At 65.8% G+C, this 23,171-nt stretch carries 19 protein-coding genes; 17 read left to right on the top strand and 2 right to left on the bottom strand.

What is annotated here, in order from left to right; translation table 11 throughout:
- Positions 1–31: 31 nt before the first annotated feature.
- A complete protein-coding gene (locus tag ILT42_RS06080; protein ID WP_324617719.1) occupies positions 32–964 on the bottom strand; it encodes a LysR family transcriptional regulator in 933 nt (310 codons plus the stop codon).
- Positions 965–1,213: 249 nt separating this feature from the next.
- On the opposite strand from ILT42_RS06080, the gene sdhC reads away from it, so the two are divergent.
- From sdhC to lpdA, 13 genes are all read left to right on the top strand, one after another.
- Entirely contained in the window at positions 1,214–1,609 is a 396-nt protein-coding gene (gene sdhC, locus ILT42_RS06075) for a succinate dehydrogenase, cytochrome b556 subunit (RefSeq protein ID WP_204214536.1), read from the top strand.
- Between the two features lie 10 nt (positions 1,610–1,619).
- The gene (gene sdhD / locus ILT42_RS06070; protein WP_204214535.1) at positions 1,620–2,039 is read left to right on the top strand and encodes a succinate dehydrogenase, hydrophobic membrane anchor protein; all 420 of its coding nucleotides are present in this window, start codon (positions 1,620–1,622) and stop codon (positions 2,037–2,039) included.
- Positions 2,040–2,050: 11 nt separating this feature from the next.
- Complete coding sequence (gene sdhA / locus ILT42_RS06065) at positions 2,051–3,865, top strand: succinate dehydrogenase flavoprotein subunit (protein WP_204214534.1); 1,815 nt, start codon at positions 2,051–2,053, stop codon at positions 3,863–3,865.
- A gap of 108 nt (positions 3,866–3,973) precedes the next feature.
- Positions 3,974–4,756 (top strand): succinate dehydrogenase iron-sulfur subunit, encoded by a 783-nt coding sequence (locus ILT42_RS06060; RefSeq protein WP_204214533.1) that lies wholly within the window; start codon positions 3,974–3,976, stop codon positions 4,754–4,756.
- Between the two features lie 368 nt (positions 4,757–5,124).
- The gene (locus tag ILT42_RS06055; protein ID WP_204214532.1) at positions 5,125–5,694 is read left to right on the top strand and encodes an AprI/Inh family metalloprotease inhibitor; all 570 of its coding nucleotides are present in this window, start codon (positions 5,125–5,127) and stop codon (positions 5,692–5,694) included.
- Between the two features lie 42 nt (positions 5,695–5,736).
- Complete coding sequence (gene zapE / locus ILT42_RS06050; RefSeq protein ID WP_204214531.1) at positions 5,737–6,927, top strand: cell division protein ZapE; 1,191 nt, start codon at positions 5,737–5,739, stop codon at positions 6,925–6,927.
- A complete protein-coding gene (locus tag ILT42_RS06045; RefSeq protein ID WP_204214530.1) occupies positions 6,924–7,553 on the top strand; it encodes a TetR/AcrR family transcriptional regulator in 630 nt (209 codons plus the stop codon). Before zapE ends, ILT42_RS06045 begins: the two co-directional genes overlap by 4 nt.
- A 228-nt stretch (positions 7,554–7,781) precedes the next feature.
- Positions 7,782–8,744, top strand: a complete 963-nt coding sequence (mdh, locus tag ILT42_RS06040) for a malate dehydrogenase (RefSeq protein WP_204214529.1) — start codon at positions 7,782–7,784, stop codon at positions 8,742–8,744.
- A 116-nt stretch (positions 8,745–8,860) separates the two neighbouring features.
- Positions 8,861–10,057 (top strand): ADP-forming succinate--CoA ligase subunit beta, encoded by a 1,197-nt coding sequence (gene sucC, locus ILT42_RS06035; RefSeq protein ID WP_204214528.1) that lies wholly within the window; start codon positions 8,861–8,863, stop codon positions 10,055–10,057.
- Between the two features lie 9 nt (positions 10,058–10,066).
- Positions 10,067–10,951 (top strand): succinate--CoA ligase subunit alpha, encoded by an 885-nt coding sequence (gene sucD, locus ILT42_RS06030; protein WP_204214527.1) that lies wholly within the window; start codon positions 10,067–10,069, stop codon positions 10,949–10,951.
- 60 nt (positions 10,952–11,011) lie between these two features.
- Positions 11,012–13,972, top strand: coding sequence for a 2-oxoglutarate dehydrogenase E1 component (locus tag ILT42_RS06025; RefSeq protein WP_204214526.1), 2,961 nt, complete (start codon positions 11,012–11,014; stop codon positions 13,970–13,972).
- 58 nt (positions 13,973–14,030) lie between these two features.
- Positions 14,031–15,275: a 2-oxoglutarate dehydrogenase complex dihydrolipoyllysine-residue succinyltransferase gene (gene odhB, locus ILT42_RS06020; protein ID WP_204214524.1), complete on the top strand. Its 1,245-nt coding sequence runs from the start codon at positions 14,031–14,033 to the stop codon at positions 15,273–15,275.
- 111 nt (positions 15,276–15,386) lie between these two features.
- Positions 15,387–16,787, top strand: coding sequence for a dihydrolipoyl dehydrogenase (gene lpdA / locus ILT42_RS06015; protein ID WP_204214522.1), 1,401 nt, complete (start codon positions 15,387–15,389; stop codon positions 16,785–16,787).
- Positions 16,788–17,012: 225 nt separating this feature from the next.
- Here the strand turns inward: lpdA and ILT42_RS06010 are convergent, their stop codons facing one another.
- Positions 17,013–17,990 carry a tyrosine recombinase XerC gene (locus ILT42_RS06010; RefSeq protein ID WP_204214520.1) on the bottom strand — a complete coding sequence of 326 codons (978 nt, stop codon included), beginning with the start codon at positions 17,988–17,990 and terminating at the stop codon, positions 17,013–17,015.
- Positions 17,991–18,090: 100 nt separating this feature from the next.
- Between ILT42_RS06010 and ILT42_RS06005 the strand changes: the two genes are divergently transcribed.
- From ILT42_RS06005 to atpA, 4 genes are all read left to right on the top strand, one after another.
- A complete protein-coding gene (locus ILT42_RS06005) occupies positions 18,091–20,253 on the top strand; it encodes a primosomal protein N' (protein WP_204214517.1) in 2,163 nt (720 codons plus the stop codon).
- A 19-nt stretch (positions 20,254–20,272) separates the two neighbouring features.
- Positions 20,273–20,833, top strand: coding sequence for a histidine phosphatase family protein (locus tag ILT42_RS06000; RefSeq protein ID WP_204214516.1), 561 nt, complete (start codon positions 20,273–20,275; stop codon positions 20,831–20,833).
- A gap of 209 nt (positions 20,834–21,042) precedes the next feature.
- Complete coding sequence (locus ILT42_RS05995) at positions 21,043–21,615, top strand: F0F1 ATP synthase subunit delta (protein ID WP_324617699.1); 573 nt, start codon at positions 21,043–21,045, stop codon at positions 21,613–21,615.
- Positions 21,615–23,144: a F0F1 ATP synthase subunit alpha gene (gene atpA, locus ILT42_RS05990; RefSeq protein WP_204214513.1), complete on the top strand. Its 1,530-nt coding sequence runs from the start codon at positions 21,615–21,617 to the stop codon at positions 23,142–23,144. The genes ILT42_RS05995 and atpA overlap by 1 nt, the downstream gene beginning before the upstream one ends.
- Positions 23,145–23,171: the final 27 nt, after the last annotated feature.

The following is a 23,171-nucleotide window of genomic DNA, read 5'->3' as shown; positions in this document are numbered from 1 at the left end:
CGGACATCGAAGAGACACCGGGCGTGCGAAATCATTCCGGTGTCACGCCGATGTGAAGTCCAGGCTCGTCCGGTGCCTGGGATCCCTCTCTCAAATGCTCCACCAATTGGCGGGCCGAGGGGGGCAGGTCCTTCTGGGAGCGGATGCAGAGGGTCAGGTCGCGCACGGCCCAGGGGTCTTTCAGGTGGATGGCCGTGATCGCCATGGTGCGGGCGGCGCGCCGAGCCGTGGTCTCGGGCACGATGCCCAGGCCGACCCCCGCCTCCACCATGCGGCAGACCGCGTCGAAGCTGCGCAGCTGCACCCGCAGGCGTAAGGGCCGCCCGATGCGGCCCGCCTTGTCGGCTAGAAAGCGCTGGAGGGCGCTCGCGCGGTCGAGGCCGACGAAGTCGTGGCCCAGAACCTCTACGAGGGAGACCTCGCTCCGGGCCGCCAGCTCATGACCCTCCGGCACGACCAGCACGAAGCGGTCGCTGCGGAACGGGTAGGTTTCCAGGTGGCCCGTATCGACGGTGCCGGCCACGATGCCGATATCGCCCACGCCCTCCGCGATCAGGCCCACGATCTCGTCGCTGAGGCGCTCCTCCAGGTCGATGCTCACCTGGGGATGCTGCGCCAGGAAAGCGCTCAAGGATTCCGGCAGGAATTCGGTCAGGGCGTTGGTGTTGGACAGGATCCGGATCTGGCCCGCCAGCCCGCCCGTGAAGGCTCCAAGATCCTCCCGCAGGCGCTCGGCCTGGGCCAGAAGGGTGCGGGCATGCTGCAGCAGGGTGCGACCGGCCGGAGTGGGCACCACGCCCTGGCGGTTGCGCCGCAGGAGGGGCGCCCCGAGGGATTTCTCCATGTTGCGGATGCGGGTGCTGGCCGCCGCCAGGGCCAGATGCGACCGCTCCGCCCCGTGAGTGATGCTGCCAGCCTCCACCACGTGGCGGAAGAGGCTGAGATCCGTCAGGTCGAACTGCACGACGCCCTCCGGGCAAAAGTCCCGCATCCTTCGCCTATCGCGAAGGATGATAAGAATTATTACAAATTGTGAGGGGGCCACCATAGCGCTAACTTCGCGTCTGGCGAAGTGTGGCCTTTCTTTCGAACGCCTTTCACGAGGTGCATTGCGATGTTGAGGCGCTTCCGATACGAACCCTTCTAAAGTGCGGCGGGCGGAACCGCCGGCAGGCCCGGATCTTGTGGGCTGGAGCGAACCAGGAGCGACGACATGGCTGAGGCGAAAGTGGCCCCGCGGCCCTTATCCCCGCATCTTCAGATCTACCGCATGACGTGGACCATGGTGATGTCGGTGGTCCATCGCATCACGGGCCTGGCCCTCTACGGCGGCATCGCGCTGTTCGCGATCTGGCTCGTGGCCCTAGCGTCCGGGCCGCGATACTTCGACGGGGTCCAGTGGTTCTTCGGCTCGCCGGTCGGGATCCTTCTCCTGTTCGTCTATACCTGGATCCTGATGCACCACATGCTGGGCGGCGTCCGCCACCTCGTATGGGATTTCGGCCACGGCATGGAGCCGGGCCAGCGCTACAACATGGCCCGCTTCACCCTCGTCGGCTCCGTTTCCCTGACGCTCCTGATCTGGATCGTCGCCTTCATCGCGTTCTGAGGATCCTCCCATGGCCGACAACAGAGCCGATACCCGCGTGTCCATGCGCACCCCGCTCGCCCGCGTGAAGGGGCTCGGTGCCTCCGGGCACGGGGTCGAGCATTGGTGGCTCCACCGCCTTACGGCGGTGTCCAACGTTCCTCTGGTGATCGCCTTCGTGATCATCGTGGCGGCGCTCGCCGCGAGTCCGTCCTACGAGGGCGCGGTCTCGGTCGTGTCGCATCCCCTGGTGGCGATCATCCTGATCCTGGCGCTGATCTCGGTCACGAACCACATGCGGCTGGGCATGCAGATCGTGGTGGAGGACTACATCCACCACAAGGGCCAGAAGATCGCCCTGACCATGCTCAACAATTTCTACTCCGTCATCATCGCCGTCGCGGGCATCTTCGCGATCCTCAAGATCAGCCTCGGCCGGATCCTGCTGTAAGGAAAAGACTCATGGCTCAAGCAACGAACGCCAACGGCAAGGCCTACAATATCATCGATCACACCTTCGACGTGGTGGTGGTGGGCGCGGGCGGCGCGGGCCTTCGCGCCACCGTCGGCTGCTCCCAGGCGGGCCTTCGCACCGCCTGCATCACCAAGGTGTTTCCCACCCGCTCGCACACCGTGGCGGCTCAAGGGGGCATCTCGGCCTCGCTCGGCAATATGGGCCCAGACGACTGGCGCTGGCACATGTACGACACCGTGAAGGGGTCGGACTGGCTCGGCGACCAGGATGCCATCGAGTACCTGTGCCGCAACGCGCCCGCCGCCGTCTACGAGCTGGAGCATTGGGGCGTGCCCTTCTCCCGCACGGACGAGGGCAAGATCTACCAGCGTCCCTTCGGCGGCATGACCACCGATTACGGCAAGGGCACCGCCCAGCGCACCTGCGCGGCCGCCGACCGCACGGGTCACGCCATCCTGCACACCCTCTACGGCCAGGCGGTGCGCAACCAGACCAACTTCTTCATCGAATACTTCGCCCTCGACCTGATGATGGACGATTCCGGCCGCTGCATCGGCGTCGTGGCCCTCAACCAGTCCACGGGCGAGATCCACCGCTTCCGCGCCCACATGACCATCCTGGCGACCGGCGGCTACGGACGCGCGTATTTCTCGGCGACCTCCGCCCATACCTGCACGGGCGACGGCAACGCCATGGTGCTGCGGGCCGGCCTGCCGCTGCAGGACATGGAGTTCGTGCAGTTCCACCCCACCGGCATCTATGGGGCGGGCTGCCTCATCACCGAGGGCGCGCGCGGCGAGGGCGGCTACCTCACGAACTCGGAGGGTGAGCGCTTCATGGAGCGCTACGCGCCGTCCGCCAAGGACCTCGCCTCCCGGGACGTGGTGTCCCGCGCCATGACCATGGAGATTCGCGCCGGGCGAGGCGTGGGCCGCAACAAGGACCATATCTACCTGCACCTGGACCATCTCGATCCCAAGATCCTGCACGAGCGCCTGCCGGGCATCTCCGAGAGCGCCAAGATCTTCGCGGGCGTGGACGTCACCAAGGAGCCGATCCCGGTTCTGCCGACCGTGCACTACAACATGGGCGGCATCCCGACGAACTATCACGGCGAGGTGCTGACCCTGAAGAACGGCAACCCCGACACGGTGGTGCCCGGCCTCATGGCCCTGGGCGAGGCCGCCTGCGTGTCCGTGCACGGCGCGAACCGGCTGGGCTCCAACTCGCTCATCGACCTCGTGGTGTTCGGCCGCGCGGCGGGCCTGCGCTGCGCCGAGATCATGACGCCCAACGAGAAGCACGCGGACCTGCCCAAGGGCGCGGACGACCTCGCGCTCTCGCGCCTCGACAAGTTCCGCTACGCCAACGGCTCCACGCCCACGGCGCAGCTCCGGCTCGAGATGCAGAAGACCATGCAGAACAACTGCGCGGTGTTCCGCACCGGCGACGTGCTGGCGGAGGGCAAGGACCTCATCCACAAGGTCTGGAACGCCGCCGCCGACATCAAGGTCACGGACCGCTCGCTGATCTGGAACACCGATCTCCTGGAGACCCTGGAGTTCGACAACCTGATCGGACAGGCCGTGGTCACGATGGAGGGCGCGCTGAATCGCCAGGAATCCCGCGGCGCCCATGCCCGCGAGGATTTCGCCGACCGCGACGACAAGACCTGGATGAAGCATACGCTCGCCTGGCTCGACGACACGTCCCACCGCGTGACGCTCGATTACCGGCCGGTGCACACCTACACCATGTCGAACGAGATCCAGTACATCGAGCCGAAGGCTCGCGTGTACTAACGCCTTCATGGCCGGGCTCGCTCCCGGCCATTTTCGTCTTCCACGTTTCCTGGAGTCCAGGCGTCCAACCCGATCGAAGCCGGGGGCGTCGCTCAGAGGCAAAACCGAATGGCCCAGTTCCAACTTCCCAAGAACTCCCGCTACACCGAGGGCAAGAGCTGGCCCAAGCCGGCCAATTCCAACCGGATGCAGGAATTCCGCATCTATCGCTGGAATCCCGACGACGGCCAGAACCCGAAGATCGACACCTATTACGTCGACCGGGACGATTGCGGCCCGATGGTTCTCGACGCGCTGATCTGGATCAAGAACAACGTCGACCCGACGCTCACCTTCCGGCGTTCGTGCCGCGAGGGCATCTGCGGGTCCTGCGCCATGAACATCATGGGCGTGAACACGCTCGCCTGCACGCTGGGCATCGACGATTGCCAGACCGACAGCGTGAAGATCTATCCGCTGCCGCACATGCCGGTGCTGAAGGATCTCGTGCCGGATCTGACGAGCTTCTTCGCCCAGCACGCCTCCATCGAGCCCTGGCTCCAGACCGAGACGGCGGAACCGGAGCGGGAGTGGCGCCAGACGCCCGAGGAGCGCCAGAAGCTCGACGGCCTCTACGAGTGCATCCTCTGTGCCTGCTGCACCACCTCCTGCCCGAGCTATTGGTGGAACGGCGACCGCTTCCTGGGCCCGGCCGCCCTGCTCCAGGCCTATCGCTGGCTCATCGATTCCCGCGACGAGAACACCGGCGAGCGCCTGGATAACCTGCACGACCCGTTCCGGCTCTATCGCTGCCACACGATCATGAACTGCGCCAATACCTGCCCGAAGGGCTTGAATCCCGCCAAGGCCATCGCAGAAATCAAGAAGATGATGGTGGCGCGGGTCATCTGATCGCCAAAGCCTGAGGCCCGGAATCGTTCAGGGCCTCCGGCCGTGTCGCGCAAAACCCGACGAAGACAGCGGACACGGTCAAGCAACTTCGTTGCAGTGAAATAAAGAATCGATATAACGTGCCCGAAGACCGTTCTTTTCGGGTATCTATATGGCGACCGTCATCCTGCTCATGAGCCTTAGCGCCGCCGCAGCGGCCTACGCTCATTGGCGCCTCCTGCAGAGCGACCGGCCCGACCACGCCTCACGCGCCGCAATGACAAGCAAGGAGGATGCCGGCCCAGCTTGACACCGTCCACAAGGTTGCCATTTCACGCTCAGCAAACGGAAAACGCGGCCTCGTCCGGCCGCCAGACATTGAGGTTGGAATGAGCCGTCGCATTTATGCCCTTGCCGTCCTCTCCTGCGCCACCCTGGCCCTCGGGGCCTGCTCGTCGGCGCGGCTCGGCGGCGCGCCGATCCGGAGCGCGGCGGCCGCCCCGGTCATGACCCCGGCGCCCGTGGAGCCGATGCCGGCCGGCCCCATCGAGACCGCCCCCTTGGCTCCCGTCGAAAGTCAGCCGCTTCCCCCGGTCGTCGGCGCGCCCGTCGCGCCGGGCGGTACCGACATCGCCGCACTTCCGCCGCCCGCCGCCGCCCCCGCGGCTCCGGCCGCACCGGCGAGCCGCAGCTCGCTCGTCGGAGCCTGGACCGCGCAGGTTACGGGGAGCGCCTGCCGCCTGCAGCTCTCCAGCGCGCCCGCCCTCGATCTCTATCGCGCCTCCAGCACGGGCTGCGCCAACCAGGACCTGTCCCGGGTCAACGCCTGGGATTATCGCAACGGAGAGATTTATCTCTACCAGACCGGCGGTGCGGTCGTGGCCCGGGTGCGAGGCTCCTCGGCCTCGCTGAGCGGCGCGCTCACGAAATCCGGCGGCCCGATCTCCCTCGTGCGATAAGGCGTTTGCCCTGAGGCTTGCGGGAGGGTATCGCTCGGAACCGTGACCGATACCCTCCTGCCACCCCCCACCATCGCGGCCCGCTACGACGCCCTCGTGGCCTCGGGAGCCATCGAGCGCGATCCCGCGCAACTGGCCCTGATCCGGCGGCTCGACGTCTTGGCCGAGGCTCTGGCAGGCTACCGGCTCGCCCGGAAATCCAGCGCCCTGGGGTGGTTGTTCGGCAAGCGCAACCCCGCTCCGCCCAAAGGTCTCTACGTCTGGGGCTCGGTCGGACGCGGTAAGACCATGCTCATGGACCTGTTCTTCGATGCGCTCGCCGTCAAGCGAAAGCGCCGGGTCCATTTCCACGCCTTCATGGCCGACGTGCACGAGCGCATCCATCTCTGGCGCGAGAAGCTGAAGGCGGGAGCCGTCAAGGGGGACGACCCGATCCGCCCCGTGGCAGATTCCCTCGCCGACGAAGCCTGGGTCCTGTGCTTCGACGAGTTCACGGTCACCGACATCGCCGACGCCATGATCCTCGGGCGCCTGTTCGCGGCGCTCTACCAGCGTGGCGTCGTGGTGGTCGCGACCTCCAACGTGGAGCCGGACCGGCTCTATGAAGGTGGCCTCAACCGGACATTGTTCCTGCCCTTCATCGGTCTTTTGAAAGACAGGATGGAGGTCGTGCGTCTCGATGCCCGCACGGATTTCCGGCTCGAAAAGCTGGCGGGCAGCCCCGTCTATTACAGCCCGGCCGATGCGGCCGCCCGGCAGGCTCTCGACCTCGCCTTTCAACGTCTCACGGGCCGCAACCAGGGCGAGCCGGTCACGCTCACCGTCAAGGGCCATCCGGTCGAGGTGCCCCAGGCGGCGGGAGGCGTCGCCCGCTTCGATTTTCGGGACCTGTGCTCCAAGCCTTTAGGTGCCTCCGACTTCCTGAGTGTCGCCCAGCACTTTCACACGGTGATCCTGGAGAACATTCCGCGTCTCACCTTCGACCGGCGCAACGAGGCCAAGCGATTCATCATCCTGATCGATGCCCTCTACGATGCCCATGTGAAGCTCCTGGCCTCCGCCGACGCCGAGGCCCACGCGCTCTACGAGGCCGAGAGCGGCCGCGAGGCCTTCGAGTTCGACCGTACGGTTTCACGCCTCATCGAGATGCGGTCCGAGGAGTATCTCTCCCTGCCTCACGGCGCGGCGGATTCCCAGGATTCAGGACAGAGTACGGGATTGGTGGAGACATGAAGGCCCCGCGCCCCGGCACCCGCGTTCCGGTGGCTGACGGTCCCGCCGACGCCAGGCTCCTGACGGTGGCGTCCGACTATCTCAAGCGCTTCGGCTTCAAGGGGCTTACCGTCGTGGCCGTCGCGGATGCGGCCGGGATGACCCACGCCAACGTCTACCGCTACTTTCCCTCCAAGGCGGCCCTCATCGACGCGGTGGCGGGCCAGTGGCTGCGCAAGTTGGAGGCCCTCATCGCCGGGATTGCCGACGCGCCCGACCCGGCCGACGACAAGCTGGAGCGCCTGCTCCAGGCCTGGGCCGGAGCCCAGCGCGACCTGCTGGTGGAGGACCGCCATCTCTTCGATGTCTACGTGACGGCGACCGAGACCTCCCGGCCCCTCGTCCGCCGGCACAAGGCGCGGATGCGCCAGCTTCTGGAGCGGGTGATCGACGAGGGGGTCGCCACCGCCAAATTCGACCCCAGGGACCGGGAGCGGGCCTTGTCCTTCATCACGGACACCACCTACCGCTTCATCAATCCGGTGGCGATCCGGCTCGACCAGGACGTGCCGCCCGACATCCTCGACCAGCGGCTTGCCACGGCCATCCGGATCATCCTGCGGGCCCTGGCGTTCGGCAACGTCTAGGCGAATGACAAAATCAGAAAATTGTAACAGAAATTTCGGCGGGACTAGGGTTCAGCTACGTCTTTGAAACTAAAGCCTAAATCGAAACATGTTAACGTCAGCTTAAGCTCAAAGGGGCGCAAAGCCTTACGACAGAACCTTTTGGACGCTTGAAGCGGGCCCATGTCTCATGGCAAACAGCGCCACCTCTCGAGGTTTTTGCCTTACCCACAATCCAAGGACATCTTCATGGCCCGTCACAAGATCGCGCTCATCGGCGCCGGCCAGATCGGCGGTACGCTCGCCCATCTCGCCGGCCTGAAGGAACTCGGCGACATCGTTCTGTTCGACATCGCCGAAGGCGTTCCCCAGGGCAAAGGCCTCGACATCGCCGAGTCGGCGCCGGTCGATGGGTTCGACGCCAAGTACAAGGGCGCGAATGACTACGCGGACATCAAGGACGCGGACGTGATCATCGTGACCGCCGGCGTGCCCCGCAAGCCCGGCATGAGCCGCGACGACCTGCTCGGCATCAACCTCAAGGTCATGGAAGCAGTCGGCAACGGGATCAAGCAATACGCCCCGAACGCCTTCGTAATCTGCATCACCAACCCCCTCGACGCCATGGTGTGGGCACTCCAGAAATTCTCAGGGCTCAAGCCTGAGAAGATCGTCGGCATGGCCGGCGTGCTGGATTCGTCCCGCTTCCGCCACTTCCTGGCCGAGGAATTCAACGTCTCCGTCAAGGACGTAACCGCCTTCGTGCTCGGTGGTCACGGCGACGACATGGTGCCGCTGGTGCGCTACTCCACGGTCGCGGGCGTGCCGCTGCCGGATCTGGTCAAGATGGGCTGGACCACGCAAGCCAAGCTCGACGCCATGGTCGAGCGCACCCGTAAAGGCGGCGGCGAGATCGTCAACCTGCTCAAGACCGGCTCGGCCTTCTATGCGCCCGCAGCCTCCGCCATCGCCATGGCCGAGAGCTACCTCAAGGACAAGAAGCGCGTCCTGCCCTGCGCGGCCCATCTCAACGGCCAGTACGGCGTGAAGGACATGTTCGTGGGCGTTCCGATCGTGATCGGCGCCGGCGGCGTGGAGCGCATCCTCGAGGTCGAGTTCTCGGGAGACGAGAAGGGCATGTTCGAGAAGTCGGTGGCCTCCGTGCAGGGTCTCGTCGACGCCTGCAAGCAGATCAACCCGGCGCTCGCCTAAAGGATCGACGTCATCCCGGTCGAAGCGCAGCGCAGAACCGGGATCGCAGGACGAGTGAAACACGGCTCACGATCCCGGATCGCCTCTGGCGTCCGGGATGACGGAAGAGAAAACACATGAACATCCATGAATATCAGGGCAAGGCCGTCCTGAAAGAGTTCGGCCTCCCGGTTTCCAAGGGCAAGGCCATCTTCTCCGCCGACGAGGCGGAGGCCGCCGCCAAGGAGCTCGGCGGTCCGCTTTGGGTCGTGAAGTCCCAGATCCATGCGGGCGGCCGCGGCAAGGGCAAGTTCAAGGAAGCGGCCGCCGGCGAGAAGGGCGGCGTGCGCCTCGCCAAGTCGGTCGAAGAGGTCAAGCAATTCGCCGGCCAGATGCTCGGCAACACCCTCGTGACGATCCAGACGGGCGAAGCCGGCAAGCAGGTCAACCGTCTGTATATCGAGGACGGCTCCGACATCGAAAGCGAGTTCTACCTCTCCATGCTGGTGGACCGCGCCACCGGCCGCATCGCCTTCGTGGTCTCCACGGAAGGCGGCATGGATATCGAGCAGGTCGCCCACGACACCCCTGAAAAGATCCTCACCTTCGCGATCGACCCCGCCACCGGCGTCATGCCCCACCATGGCCGCACGGTCGCCAAGGCACTGGGCTTGAAGGGTCCGCTCGCCAAGGAAGCCGAGGACGTGACGGCGAAGCTCTACAAGGCCTTCGTGTCGAAGGACATGGAGATGCTGGAGATCAACCCGCTGATCGTGACCAAGGACGGGCACCTCAAGTGCCTCGACGCCAAGATCTCGTTCGACGGCAATGCCCTCTACCGCCACCCGGACATCGTCGAACTGCGCGACCTCACGGAAGAGGACCAGAAGGAGATCGACGCGTCCAAGTACGATCTCGCCTATATCGCCCTCGACGGCACCATCGGCTGCATGGTCAACGGCGCCGGTCTTGCCATGGCGACGCTCGACATCATCAAGCTCTACGGCGAGGAGCCCGCGAACTTCCTCGATGTCGGCGGCGGCGCGTCCGAGGAGAAAGTGACGGCGGCGTTCAAGATCATCACGGCCGACCCGAACGTGAAGGGCATCCTGGTCAACATCTTCGGCGGCATCATGAAGTGCGACGTCATCGCGCGCGGCGTGATCGCGGCCGTGAAAGCCGTCGGCCTCCAGGTTCCCCTGGTGGTGCGGCTTGAGGGCACCAACGTCGAGGAGGGCAAGCAGATCATCCGCGAGTCCGGCCTCAACGTGATCCCGGCCGACGACCTCGACGACGCCGCCCAGAAGATCGTGAACGCGGTTCGCGGAAAGTAAGAGGCCCCGATGTCCATCCTCATCGACAAGAACACCAAGGTCATCTGCCAGGGCTTCACCGGCAAGAACGGGACCTTCCATTCCGAGCAGGCCATCGCCTACGGCACCAAGATGGTCGGCGGCACCTCGCCCGGCAAAGGCGGCTCCACGCACCTGAACCTGCCCGTCTTCGACACGGTCATGGAAGCGCGCGAGAAGACCGGCGCGGACGCCTCGGTCGTGTACGTGCCGCCTCCGGGCGCAGCCGATGCGATCTGCGAGGCCATCCAGGCCGAGATCCCGCTCATCGTATGCATCACGGAAGGCATTCCGGTGCTCGACATGGTGCGGGTGAAGCGTTCGCTCCAGGGCTCCAAGTCGCGCCTCATCGGCCCCAACTGCCCCGGCATCGTGACGGCGGGCGAGTCGAAGATCGGCATCATGCCGGCCAACATCTTCAAGCCCGGCTCGGTGGGCATCGTGTCCCGCTCCGGCACGCTCACCTACGAGGCCGTGTTCCAGACCACCAATGAAGGCCTGGGCCAGACCTCGGCGGTCGGCATCGGCGGCGACCCGGTCAAGGGCACCGAGTTCATCGACGTGCTCGACATGTTCCTGTCCGACCCCAAGACCGAGTCGATCGTCATGATCGGCGAGATCGGCGGCTCGGCCGAGGAAGAGGCCGCCGAGTTCATCGCCCGCGAGGCCGCGAAAGGCCGCAAGAAGCCGATGGTCGGCTTCATCGCGGGCCGCACGGCTCCTCCCGGTCGCCGCATGGGCCATGCGGGCGCCATCATCTCCGGCGGCAAGGGCGGTGCGGAAGACAAGATCGCCGCCATGGAGGCCGCGGGCATCCGCGTGTCGCCGTCGCCGGCCCGCCTTGGAAAGACCTTGGTTGAGGTCTTGAAGGGCTGACCCCGATAATGCCGTCCCGGACGACCGGGGCGGCACCCGTCATTTTGGATCGATATTGCCATGGCACGCCAGGACGCCAACGAAACCTTCCTCAACACAGCCTTCCTCTATGGGGCCAACGCACCCTATATCGAGGACCTCTACGCCCGCTATGAACAGGACCCGTCCTCGGTGGATGCCGAGTGGCAAGCGTTCTTCGGTGCCTTGAGGGACGACAGGCAGGCGGTCGAGAAGAGCGCCAAGGGCGCGTCCTGGAAGAGGCCGAACTGGCCCGTTCCGGCCAACGGCGAACTCGTCTCCGCACTCGACGGCAATTGGGCCCAGGTCGAGAAGGCCATGGGCGACAAGATCCAGGCCAAGGCGCAGGCCAAGAGCCCCGAGATCAGCCAGGCCGAGGTTCTGCAGGCGACCCGCGACTCGGTGCGCGCCATCATGCTGATCCGTGCCTACCGGGTGCGCGGCCATCTCCATGCCAAGCTCGATCCGCTGGGCCTCAACAACCGTCCCGACGACGCGGAGCTGCATCCCTCTCATTACGGCTTCACCGACGCCGATTGGGACCGCAAGATCTTCCTCGACAACGTGCTCGGCCTCGAATTCGCGACCATCCGCGAGATCGTGGCCATTCTGGAGCGCACCTATTGCCAGACGCTCGGCGTCGAGTTCATGCACATCTCCGATCCGACCGAGAAGGCCTGGATCCAGGAGCGCATCGAGGGGCCGGACAAGGAGATCAGCTTCACCAAGGAAGGCAAGCGCGCCATCCTGAACAAGCTGGTGGAGGCGGAAGGGTTCGAGAAGTTCCTCGACCTGAAATACACCGGCACGAAGCGCTTCGGCCTCGACGGCAGCGAGTCGCTGATCCCGGCCCTGGAGCAGATCATCAAGCGCGGCGGCAATCTCGGCGTGAAGGAGATCGTGTTCGGCATGGCCCATCGCGGCCGCCTGAACGTGCTGACCCAAGTGATGGGCAAGCCGCACCGCGCCCTGTTCCACGAGTTCAAGGGCGGCTCGTTCGCGCCTGACGACGTGGAAGGCTCGGGCGACGTGAAATACCATCTGGGCGCTTCCTCCGACCGCAACTTCGACGGCAACAACGTCCACCTGTCGCTCACGGCCAACCCGTCGCACCTCGAGATCGTCGATCCGGTCGTGCTCGGCAAGGTACGGGCCAAGCAGGACCAGCACGGCTGCACCCCGGACAACCGGGTTGCCGTCATGCCGCTGCTGATCCACGGCGACGCCGCCTTCGCGGGCCAGGGCGTGGTGGCGGAGTGCCTCGGCCTGTCAGGCCTGCGCGGCCACCGCACCGGCGGCTCGATCCACTTCATCATCAACAACCAGATCGGCTTCACCACCGATCCGCGCTTCTCGCGCTCGTCCCCGTATCCGTCGGACGTGGCCAAGATGGTCGAGGCGCCGATCTTCCACGTGAACGGCGACGATCCGGAGGCGGTGGTGTTCGCCGCCAAGGTGGCGACCGAGTACCGGCAGAAGTTCCAGAAGCCTGTCGTGGTCGACATGTTCTGCTACCGCCGCTTCGGCCATAACGAAGGCGACGAGCCGGCCTTCACCCAGCCGCTCATGTACCGCAAGATTCGCGCTCACGAGTCGATTCTGGAGATCTATTCCAAGAAGCTCGTGGCCGAGGGGACGGTCACGGCAGCCGAGGTCGACGAGATCAAGAACGCCTGGCGGTCCAAGCTCGACACCGAGCTCGACATCGCCCAGGCCTACAAGCCCAACAAGGCGGATTGGCTCGACGGACGCTGGGCCGGCCTCAAGGCCGTGCGCGAGGATTCCGACGATCCGCGCCGGGGCCAGACGGGCGTTCCCGTCGAGACCCTGCAGGAGATCGCCACGGCGCTGACCACCGTGCCGGAGGGCTTCCATGTCCACCGCACGATCCAGCGCTTCCTCGACAACCGCAAGAAGATGATGGAAACCGGCCAGGGCATCGACTGGGCCATGGCCGAGGCGCTCGCTTTCGGGTCGCTCCTGCTGGAAGGCCACCGGGTCCGCCTGTCGGGCCAGGACGTGGAGCGCGGTACCTTCTCATCGCGTCACTCGGTTCTCACCGACCAGGAGAACGAGGAGCGTTACACGCCCCTCAACAATATCCAGGAAGGCCAGTCCCGCTACGAGGTCATCAACTCGATGCTCTCGGAGGAGGCCGTGCTCGGCTTCGAGTACGGCTACACCCTCTCCGAGCCCAACGCGCTGACCCTGTGGGAAGCCCAGTTCGGCGACTTCGCCAACGGCGCCCAGGTGGTGTTCGACCAGTTCATCTCGTCGGGCGAGCGCAAGTGGCTGCGCATGTCGGGCCTCGTCTGCCTGCTGCCGCACGGCTACGAAGGCCAGGGTCCGGAGCATTCCTCCGCCCGTCTGGAGCGCTATCTGCAGATGTGCGCCGAGGACAACATGCAGGTGGCCTATTGCTCGACCCCGTCGAACTACTTCCACATCCTGCGCCGTCAGCTGAAGCGCGACTTCCGCAAGCCGCTCATCCTCATGACGCCCAAAAGCCTGCTGCGCCACAAGCGCTGCGTCTCGACGCTCGCTGACATCTCGGAGGGGACATCCTTCCACCGGGTGCTGCACGACGACGCGCAATATGCGACCGACGGCGTCAAGCTGGTGAAGGACGAGAAGATCCGGCGCGTCGTGATCTGCACCGGCAAGGTCTATTACGACCTCCTGGAGGAGCGGGAGAAGCGCGGGATCGACGACGTTTACCTGATGCGCGTCGAGCAGCTCTATCCGTTCCCGGCCAAGTCGCTGGCGGCGGAGCTCTCCCGCTTCAAGAAGGCCGACGTGGTGTGGTGCCAGGAAGAGCCCAAGAACATGGGCTCCTGGACCTTCGTCGAGCCTTATCTCGAATGGGTGCTCAAGACCGCAGGCTCGAAGGCAGGCCGTCCGCGCTATGTCGGACGCTCGGCCTCCGCCGCCACCGCCACCGGCCTGATGTCCAAGCATCTGAGCCAGCTCCAGGCCTTCCTCGACGAGGCCTTCGCGGCTTGATGCCGCGAAGCGCCTTCCCGTTCCACGGCCCCACGGCCTCAAACAGCGAATTATGACCATGGCGACCGAAATCCGCGTACCGACACTCGGTGAATCCGTCTCAGAGGCCACCATCGGCCGCTGGTTCAAGAAGCCCGGCGACGCCGTAAAGGCGGACGAGCCGGTTCTCGAACTCGAGACCGACAAGGTGACCCTGGAGGTCAACGCGCCGACGAGCGGCATCCTGGGCGACATCATCGCCAAGGACGGCGAGACGGTGACGCCCGGCGCGGTGCTCGGCTCGATCACGGAAGGTGCTGCCGGCGCTGCTCCGGCGCCGGCTCCCAAAGCCGAAGCTCCCAAGGCCGAGCCTCCGAAGGCCGCTCCGGCACCCGCGGCCGCTCCGGCCGCCGCCCCTGCTGCTGCGGCGTCCCGCGACAACGGCCCAGCCGTCGGTCGCCTTGCCGCCGAGAGCGGCGTGAGCCCCGCGAACGTCGCCGGGTCCGGCAAGGACGGCCGGGTCACCAAGGGCGACATGCTGGCCGCCATCGCGACCGGCGGCGCGGCGGCCCCGGCGCCTGCCGCACCCGTTCAGGTGCGGGCCCCCTCCGCGCCGGACGACGCCTCCCGCGAGGAGCGCGTGAAGATGACCAAGCTGCGCCAGACCATCGCGCGCCGCCTCAAGGATGCACAGAACTCCGCCGCCATGCTCACCACGTTCAACGACGTGGACATGAGCGCGGTGATGCACCTGCGCAGCCAGTACAAGGACGTGTTCGAGAAGAAGCACGGCACCAAGCTCGGCTTCATGGGCTTCTTCACCAAGGCGGTCATCCAGGCCCTCAAGGACGTGCCAGCGGTGAATGCCGAGATCGACGGCGGGGAGCTGGTCTACAAGAACTACTACCACGTCGGCATCGCGGTCGGCACCGAGAAGGGCCTCGTGGTTCCGGTGGTGCGGGACGCGGACCAACTCTCGGTCGCCGGCATCGAGAAGAAGATCGCCGAGTTCGGCAAGCGCGCTCGCGACGGCAAGCTCTCCATCGACGAGATGCAGGGCGGCACATTCACGATCACCAACGGTGGCATCTACGGCTCGCTCATGTCGACGCCGATCCTCAACGCCCCGCAATCCGGCATCCTCGGCATGCACCGCATCGAGGAGCGTCCCGTGGTGAAGAACGGCCAGATCGTCGCCCGCCCGATGATGTATCTCGCGCTCTCCTACGATCACCGCATCGTGGACGGCAAGGAGGCCGTGACCTTCCTGGTGCGCGTGAAGGAAGCCTTGGAAGATCCGGCGCGCCTCGTGCTCGATCTGTAAGAAGTTCACATCCAGCGTCATGGCGAGATGACCTTCCCGCCAGCCACGCCTTCAACGTAAAGACGTGGATGCCCGGCTTGAGGCCGGGCATGACGTTCAGTGGAGACGACAATGTCCTACGATCTCATCGTCATCGGCACCGGCCCCGGCGGCTATGTGTGCGCCATCCGGGCGGCTCAGCTTGGTTTGAAGACCGCCGTAGTCGAGAAGCGCAAGACCCATGGGGGCACCTGCCTCAATGTGGGCTGCATTCCGTCCAAGGCCCTGCTCCATGCCTCGCATTCCTTCGAGGATGCGGCAGACCATTTCGCCGCCATGGGAATCACGGTGTCGGCCCCCACCCTCGATCTCGCGAAGATGCACGCCTTCAAGCAGGAGGGCATCGACGGCAACACCAAGGGCGTCGAGTTCCTGCTGAAGAAGAACAAGATCGATGCCTTCATCGGCACGGCGCGCATCGCCGCCGCCGGCCAGGTCGAGGTGACGGGCGAGGACGGCTCGAACCAGGTTCTCGCAACCAAGAACATCGTCATCGCCACGGGTTCGGACGTCACGCGCCTGCCGGGCGTCGAGATCGACGAGAAGGTGGTGGTCTCGTCCACGGGCGCCCTGGACCTGCCGGCCGTTCCCAAGCACCTCGTCGTGATCGGTGCGGGGGTGATCGGCCTTGAGCTCGGCTCCGTCTGGCGCCGTCTCGGCTCCCAGGTCACGGTGGTGGAATATCTCGACCGCATCCTGCCCGGCATGGACGGCGAGGTCGCCAAGAACTTCCAGCGCATCCTCGGCAAGCAGGGCTTCCAGTTCAAGCTCGGCTCCAAGGTGACCGGCGTCGCGAACAACGGCAACGGAGCAACCGTCACGGTCGAGCCGGCCGCCGGCGGCACGCCTGAGACCATCGAGGCCGACGCGGTGCTGGTGGCCATCGGCCGGGTACCCTACACGACGGGCCTGGGTCTCGAATCCATCGGCGTGCAGCTCGACAACCGAGGCCGCATCCTGACCGACGCGCATTTCTCCACCAACGTCACCGGCATTTACGCCATCGGCGACGTGATCGCGGGTCCGATGCTCGCCCATAAGGCCGAGGACGAGGGCGTTGCCGTCGCCGAGATCCTCGCCGGCAAGGCCGGGCACGTGAACTACGACGTGATCCCGAGCGTGGTCTACACCTTCCCGGAGGTCGCCTCCGTCGGTAAGTCCGAGGAAGAGCTGAAGGCTGCGGGCATCGCCTACAATGTGGGCAAGTTCCCGTTCACGGCCAATGGCCGCGCCAAGGTCAACCACACCACGGACGGCTTCGTGAAGATCCTGGCCGATGCTTCGACCGATAAGGTACTCGGTGCCCACATCATCGGTGCGGAGGCCGGCAACCTGATTCACGAGGTGGCCGTCGCCATGGAGTTCGGCGCCTCCTCCGAGGACATCGCCCGCACCTGCCACGCGCATCCGACTCTCGCGGAAGCCGTCAAGGAAGCCGCGATGGCGGTCGAGAAGCGCGCCATCCATATGTGATGTCTCAAAAGCCCTCTCCCCTCTGCGGGAGAGGGTGGGTTGCGGAGCAAGCCGGGAGAGGGGACGAATTCGCTATGTCCTGCTTTTGCTCATGCGCAACGGCATGAACCGAGTCGCGCAATCCAACGCATCCCGGGTTTCCTGACGCCCCTCTCCCGACCCTCGCTGACGCGAGGGCCACCCTCTCCCGCAGAGGGGAGAGGGATAAGAACGCACAGCCAAAGCCTATTTCACCCGCGCCCTTGGATGTGCGGCATCGAACGCATCCATCAGCCGGGCGGCGTCCACCTTCGTGTAGAGCTGCGTGGTCGAGAGCGAGGCGTGGCCGAGCAGTTCCTGGATGCCGCGCAGGTCGCCGCCACGGGCCAGAAGATGCGTCGCGAAGGAATGGCGCAGGGCATGGGGCGTGGCGCTGTCAGGTAGGCCTAGCGCACCCCGCAGCTCCTCCACGGCGAGCTGAATGATGCGGGGGGACAAGGGCCCACCCCTGGCGCCCACGAAAAGAGGGCCTTCCGGCTTCAGCGCATACGGACAGAGGCTCACATACTCCTCCACTGCGGCCTGGATCGCCGGGATCACCGGCACGCCCCGCATCTTGCCGCCCTTGCCGGTCACCGTGACCGAATCGATGCCGTGGATCGGCGCGTCCCGCCGCTGGATCCCCAAGGCCTCCGAGATACGCAGGCCCGCCCCGTAGAGCAGGGACAATACGGCGGCGTCGCGGGCCAGGATCCAGGGCTTTCGATCGCCGCCCGACCGGGTCTCTGCCTCGGTCACCGCGACCGCCGTGGCGGCGGTGAGCGGACGGGGCAGATTCTTTTCCACCTTCGGCGTGCGAATCGCCGCGAAAGCCGAGGCGGTGCCGTAGCCCTCCCGTTCCAGGTGGCGGGCGAAGGAGCGCAGGGCTGCGAGCTGGCGCATGAGGGACCGGCTCTGCACCGATCCCATGCGGCGGGCCGCCAGGAAGGAGCGGATGTCGAGGGGCTTGAGGCTCAAGATGGCCTTGATGTCCGGCGCCCCGCCGAGGTGGACCGTCAGGAAAACGAGGAACTGGCGCAGGTCCCGTCCGTAGGCTTCCACGGTCTTCGGCGATAGACGACGTTCCTTGGCAAGCCCGGCCAGCCATTGCGCCGCCTCCTGGCGGGTGTCCGCCGCACCCGGGACGGCAAGGTCGGGGGCATGATTCGAATCGCTCTCAGACATGTTCCTGCTTTGTGCCGAGCCGCTCCCTATATAAGAGGGATCTGGTTAACTCCATCCGAACGACCATCAACCCCATTCTCCACGGACCCACCGAAGATCCATGAGCCATCAGGTTGCCGACATCCTCATCCCGCTGGCGCTGGACACCACGTACAGCTACGCCGTGCCGGAGGGGCTCACCCTGAAGGAGGGGGACGTCGTCCAGGTGCCGCTCGCGACCCGCGAGGTGGTGGGCGTGGTCTGGGAGCTGCGCCAGGGGGCGGCGGCGAACTTCAAGAAAGTCACGGGGGTGGTCGACACGCCTTCCCTGTCGCCCAACATGCGCAAGTTCCTGGAGTGGATCGCCTGGTATACCCTCGCGCCCAAGGGCTCGGCACTGTCCATGGGGCTTCGTCTCGTGGACGAGACCCGTATCGAGGTCACGCGCGTGGGCGTGCGGCTGACGGGATCGCAACCCAAGCGCATGACGCCAGCTCGCCAGAAAGTGATCGAGGCCGCAAGGGAGGGCACGATCTATCTCAAGCGCGAACTCGCCGACGCGGCGGGCGTGAGCGTGGGTGTCATCGACGGTCTGGTGGACGAGGGCACTCTCGAAGCCGTTGCCCTGGCGGCCGAACCGGTGGCGGGAACGCCGGATCCCGGCTTCATCGCCACGAACCTGTCGGACGGCCAGCGTGAGGCCGCCGAGCGGCTGATCGAAACCTTGTCCGAAGACCCGGCTCCCGCGACCTTACTTGAAGGCGTCACAGGCGCCGGTAAGACGGAGGTCTATTTCGAGGCCGTGGCCGAGACGATCCGTCAGGGACGGCAGGCCCTGATCCTCATGCCCGAGATCGCGCTGACGGCGCAGTTTCTGGACCGCTTCGAAGCCCGGTTCGGCGTCAAGCCGGCTTGCTGGCATTCGGGCGTCTCCGGCCGCAAACGCGAACGCCTCTTCGCCGCCATCGCGGCTGGAGACGTGAAGGTCGTGGCGGGCGCTCGCTCGGCTCTGTTCCTGCCCTATCCGGATCTCGGCCTCATCGTGGTCGATGAGGAGCACGAGACCGCCTACAAGCAGGAGGATGGGGTCCACTATCATGCCCGTGACATGGCTGTGGTCAGGGGCCGGATCGAGGGCGCTCCGGTGATTCTCGCCTCCGCGACCCCGTCCATCGAGAGCCGGGTCAATGTGGAGCGGGGTCGCTATCATCATGTGCGGCTCCCGGAGCGCTTTGGTGGCCGGTCCCTGCCGCAGATCCGCGCCATCGACCTGCGCAAGGAAGCGATTCCGAAAGGCCGCTGGCTCTCGCCGAGCCTCGTGGCCGCCATGGAGGAGAATGCCGCGCGGGGCGAGCAGTCGCTCCTGTTCCTCAACCGGCGAGGTTATGCGCCGCTTACCCTGTGCCGCGCCTGCGCCCACCGCTACGAGTGCCCGAACTGCTCCGCATGGCTTGTGGAGCACCGCTTCCGCCGAGCGCTGGTGTGCCACCATTGCGGTCATGTGGAGCGGACCCCGCAGGCCTGCGTGTCCTGCGGCAGCGTCGATTCGCTGGTGCCCTGCGGGCCGGGGGTCGAGCGAATCGCCGAGGAGGTGGCCGAGCTGTTCCCGGACAAGCGCTCCGTGGTCCTCTCCAGCGACTTTCCGGGAGGGACCGAGCGCCTTAAGGCGGAGTTGGCCGCCGTGGCGGCAGGCGAGGTCGACATCGTGATCGGCACCCAACTCGTGGCCAAAGGGCACAACTTTCCGCTCCTGACCCTGGTGGGCGTCCTGGACGCCGATATCGGCCTGACTTCCGGCGATCCCCGCGCCGCCGAGCGCACCTTTCAGATGCTTCAGCAGGTGACGGGACGGGCGGGGCGCGGCGAGAAGCCGGGCCGGGGCCTGGTCCAGACCTGGCAGCCGGACCATCCCGTCATTGCCGCTCTGGTGTCGGGGGACGCCGAGCGATTCTACCGGGAGGAGACCCACGTGCGCGAGGTCGCGGGACTGCCGCCCTTCGGGCGACTGGCCGCCCTCGTCGTCTCGGCCGCCGAGCGAGAGGCCGCGGAGGCCCATGCCCGCGCCATGGCCAAGGTGGCGAGCCCGCCGCCCGGCGTTACCGTGCTCGGCCCCGCCGAGGCCCCGCTCGCCCTCATCCGGGGCCGCTACCGCTACCGCATCCTCGTCAAGACGGAACGGGAGGTCGACCTCCAGGCCTACCTCCGCGATTGGCTCACCCGCTGCCCAAAGGTAAGGGGCAACACCAAGGTGTCCATCGACGTCGACCCTCAGAGCTTCCTTTAGACCCCAACCCCCTGGAATCATGTCCAAGATCGTTCATTGCATCCGCCACGGCCAGTCGACCTTCAATGCGCATTATGCGGAATTCGGGGTCGATCCGAACCATTTCGACGCGCTCCTGACCGAACTCGGCCACCGGCAGGTGGCCGAGCGCGCGGAGGATTTGCGCCGTCACCCCTATGAACTTGTCGTGACCTCGCCCCTGACCCGGGCGATCCAGACCACCATGGGCCTGTTCAAGGATCACCCGGCGGCGCCCCCGATCCAGATCGAATGCCTGCACCGGGAGCACCTGGGCAGCAGTTGCGACGTGGGCCGGGCCCCGGCGCTCCTGCGGGCGGAGTTTCCCCATCTGACCTTCGACCATCTCGACGAGATCTGGTGGCACAACGAGGGCGAACCCGGCGAAAACGGGTTCGTGGTCGAGCCCGCGCCGGTCCTCGAGGAGCGGGTCGGCCGGTTTCGGGACTGGCTGTCGGCCCGGCCCGAGAGCCTCATCGCCGTCGTGGGGCACGGAACGTTCTTCCACCACCTGACGGGCCAGATGCTGCGCAACTGCGAAGTCGCAATACTGGAGCTTTGAGGTTTACCTTAAAAAGCTTCCATTTTTTCCCGCGCGGCTCAAGCGCTTGGTCAGCTTGCGCTCCTGGAAAACCCATGTTAGTGCACCCCCGCCTGAGGGGTGGAGACGCCTCCCGCCCAAGGCTCCCTTTTTACCGACCTGACGGGTTTTCCGGGCGCCGACCATCACTGATGCCGGACCGGTCCCGTGAGACCTGAGAGAGACGTTACGTGGCGCAAAGCGGTTCGCAAGAAGGACCCCTCCTGTCGGGTGTGGCTACACGCTACGCCTCGGCGCTGTTCGAACTCGCTCACGAAGCGAAGTCCGTGGACGCCGTCGCGGGCGACCTAGAGCGCTTCAATGGCCTGATCCAGGGCAGCGAAGACCTGCAGCGCCTCATCCGCAATCCGGTCTTCACGGCCGAGGAGCAATCGGCGGCGGTGGGGGCTCTCCTGGACAAGGCCGGCATTTCCGGGCTTGCGGGAAATTTCATCCGTCTCGTGGCGGCCAAGCGCCGCCTCTTCGCCCTTCCTGACATGATCCGGTCCTTCCGGGACCTCGTGTCGGACGCGAAGGGCATCGTTCGGGCCCAGGTCACCCTGGCGGAGGAGCCCTCCGACAAGGTGCTCAACGACATCAAGGCGGCGTTGCGCGACGTCGCCAAGGCTGACGTCTCCCTCGACGTCAAGATTGACCCGAGCCTCATCGGCGGCCTCATCGTGAAGGTGGGCTCCCGCATGGTGGACGCTTCGGTGCGCACCAAACTCAATTCCATTCGTCTAGCGATGAAAGAGGTCCACTGATGGACATTCGAGCCGCTGAGATCTCCGCGATCCTCAAAGAGCAGATCAAGAACTTCGGCACCGAGGCTGAAGTCACCGAAGTCGGCCAGGTTCTGTCCGTCGGTGACGGCATCGCCCGCTGCTACGGCCTCGACAAGGTTCAGGCCGGCGAGATGGTGCAGTTCGAGAGCGGCGTGCAGGGCATGGCGCTGAACCTCGAATCCGACAACGTCGGCGTCGTGATCTTCGGTTCCGACCGCGAGATCGCCGAAGGCCAGACCGTGAAGCGCACGGGCTCCATCGTGGACGTGCCGGTCGGCAAGGGCCTGCTCGGCCGCGTCGTGGACGCGCTTGGCAACCCCATCGACGGCAAGGGCCCGATCCAGTTCACCGAGCGCCGCCGCGTGGACGTGAAGGCGCCGGGCATTATTCCGCGCAAGTCGGTGCACGAGCCGATGGCGACGGGCCTCAAGTCGATCGACGCCCTGATCCCGGTCGGCCGCGGCCAGCGCGAGCTGATCATCGGCGACCGCCAGACCGGCAAGACCGCGATCGCCCTCGACACGATCCTGAACCAGAAGCCTCTGAACCAGGGCAACGACGAATCGCAGAAGCTGTACTGCGTGTACGTCGCCATCGGCCAGAAGCGCTCGACGGTCGCCCAGTTCGTGAAGGTTCTCGAAGAGAACGGCGCGCTGGAATACTCGATCATCGTGGCGGCCACCGCTTCCGATCCGGCCCCGATGCAGTTCCTGGCGCCCTTCGCCGGCTGCGCCATGGGCGAGTTCTTCCGCGACAACGGCATGCACGCCGTGATCACCTACGACGATCTGTCCAAGCAGGCCGTCGCCTACCGCCAGATGTCGCTCCTTCTGCGCCGCCCGCCGGGCCGCGAGGCCTATCCGGGCGACGTGTTCTACCTTCACTCGCGCCTCCTCGAGCGCGCCGCGAAGCTGAACGACAGCGAGGGCGCAGGTTCGCTCACGGCTCTGCCGGTGATCGAGACGCAGGCCAACGACGTGTCGGCCTACATCCCCACCAACGTGATCTCGATCACGGACGGCCAGATCTTCCTGGAGACGGATCTGTTCTACCAGGGCATCCGCCCGGCCGTGAACGTCGGTCTGTCCGTGTCCCGCGTGGGCTCGGCCGCACAGACGAAGGCGATGAAGAAGGTCGCCGGCAAGATCAAGGGCGAGCTGGCCCAGTACCGCGAGATGGCGGCCTTCGCCCAGTTCGGCTCCGACCTCGATGCCACGACGCAGCGCCTGCTGAACCGCGGCTCGCGCCTGACGGAACTCCTGAAGCAGCCGCAATTCTCGCCGCTGAAGATGGAAGAGCAGGTCGTGACGATCTATGCCGGCGTCAACGGCTACCTCGATGCGCTGCCGCTCAACCGCGTGCGCGGCTTCGAGGACGGTCTTCTGTCGCTGGTTCGCAGCAAGCACCCCGAGATCCTGGAGTCGATCCGCTCCAGCAAGGATCTGTCGAGCGATACGGAAGCGAAGCTCAAGGACGCCGTCCAGTCCTTCGCCAAGTCTTTCTCGTAAAAACCGGTCGCGTCATCACGAACCGGA

Origin of the sequence: Microvirga pudoricolor, assembly GCF_016892705.1 — a bacterium.
Classification (GTDB): domain Bacteria; phylum Pseudomonadota; class Alphaproteobacteria; order Rhizobiales; family Beijerinckiaceae; genus Microvirga; species Microvirga pudoricolor.
The sequence above is the reverse complement of the archived record's forward strand: the minus strand, read 5'-3'. Positions and strand labels throughout refer to the sequence as shown.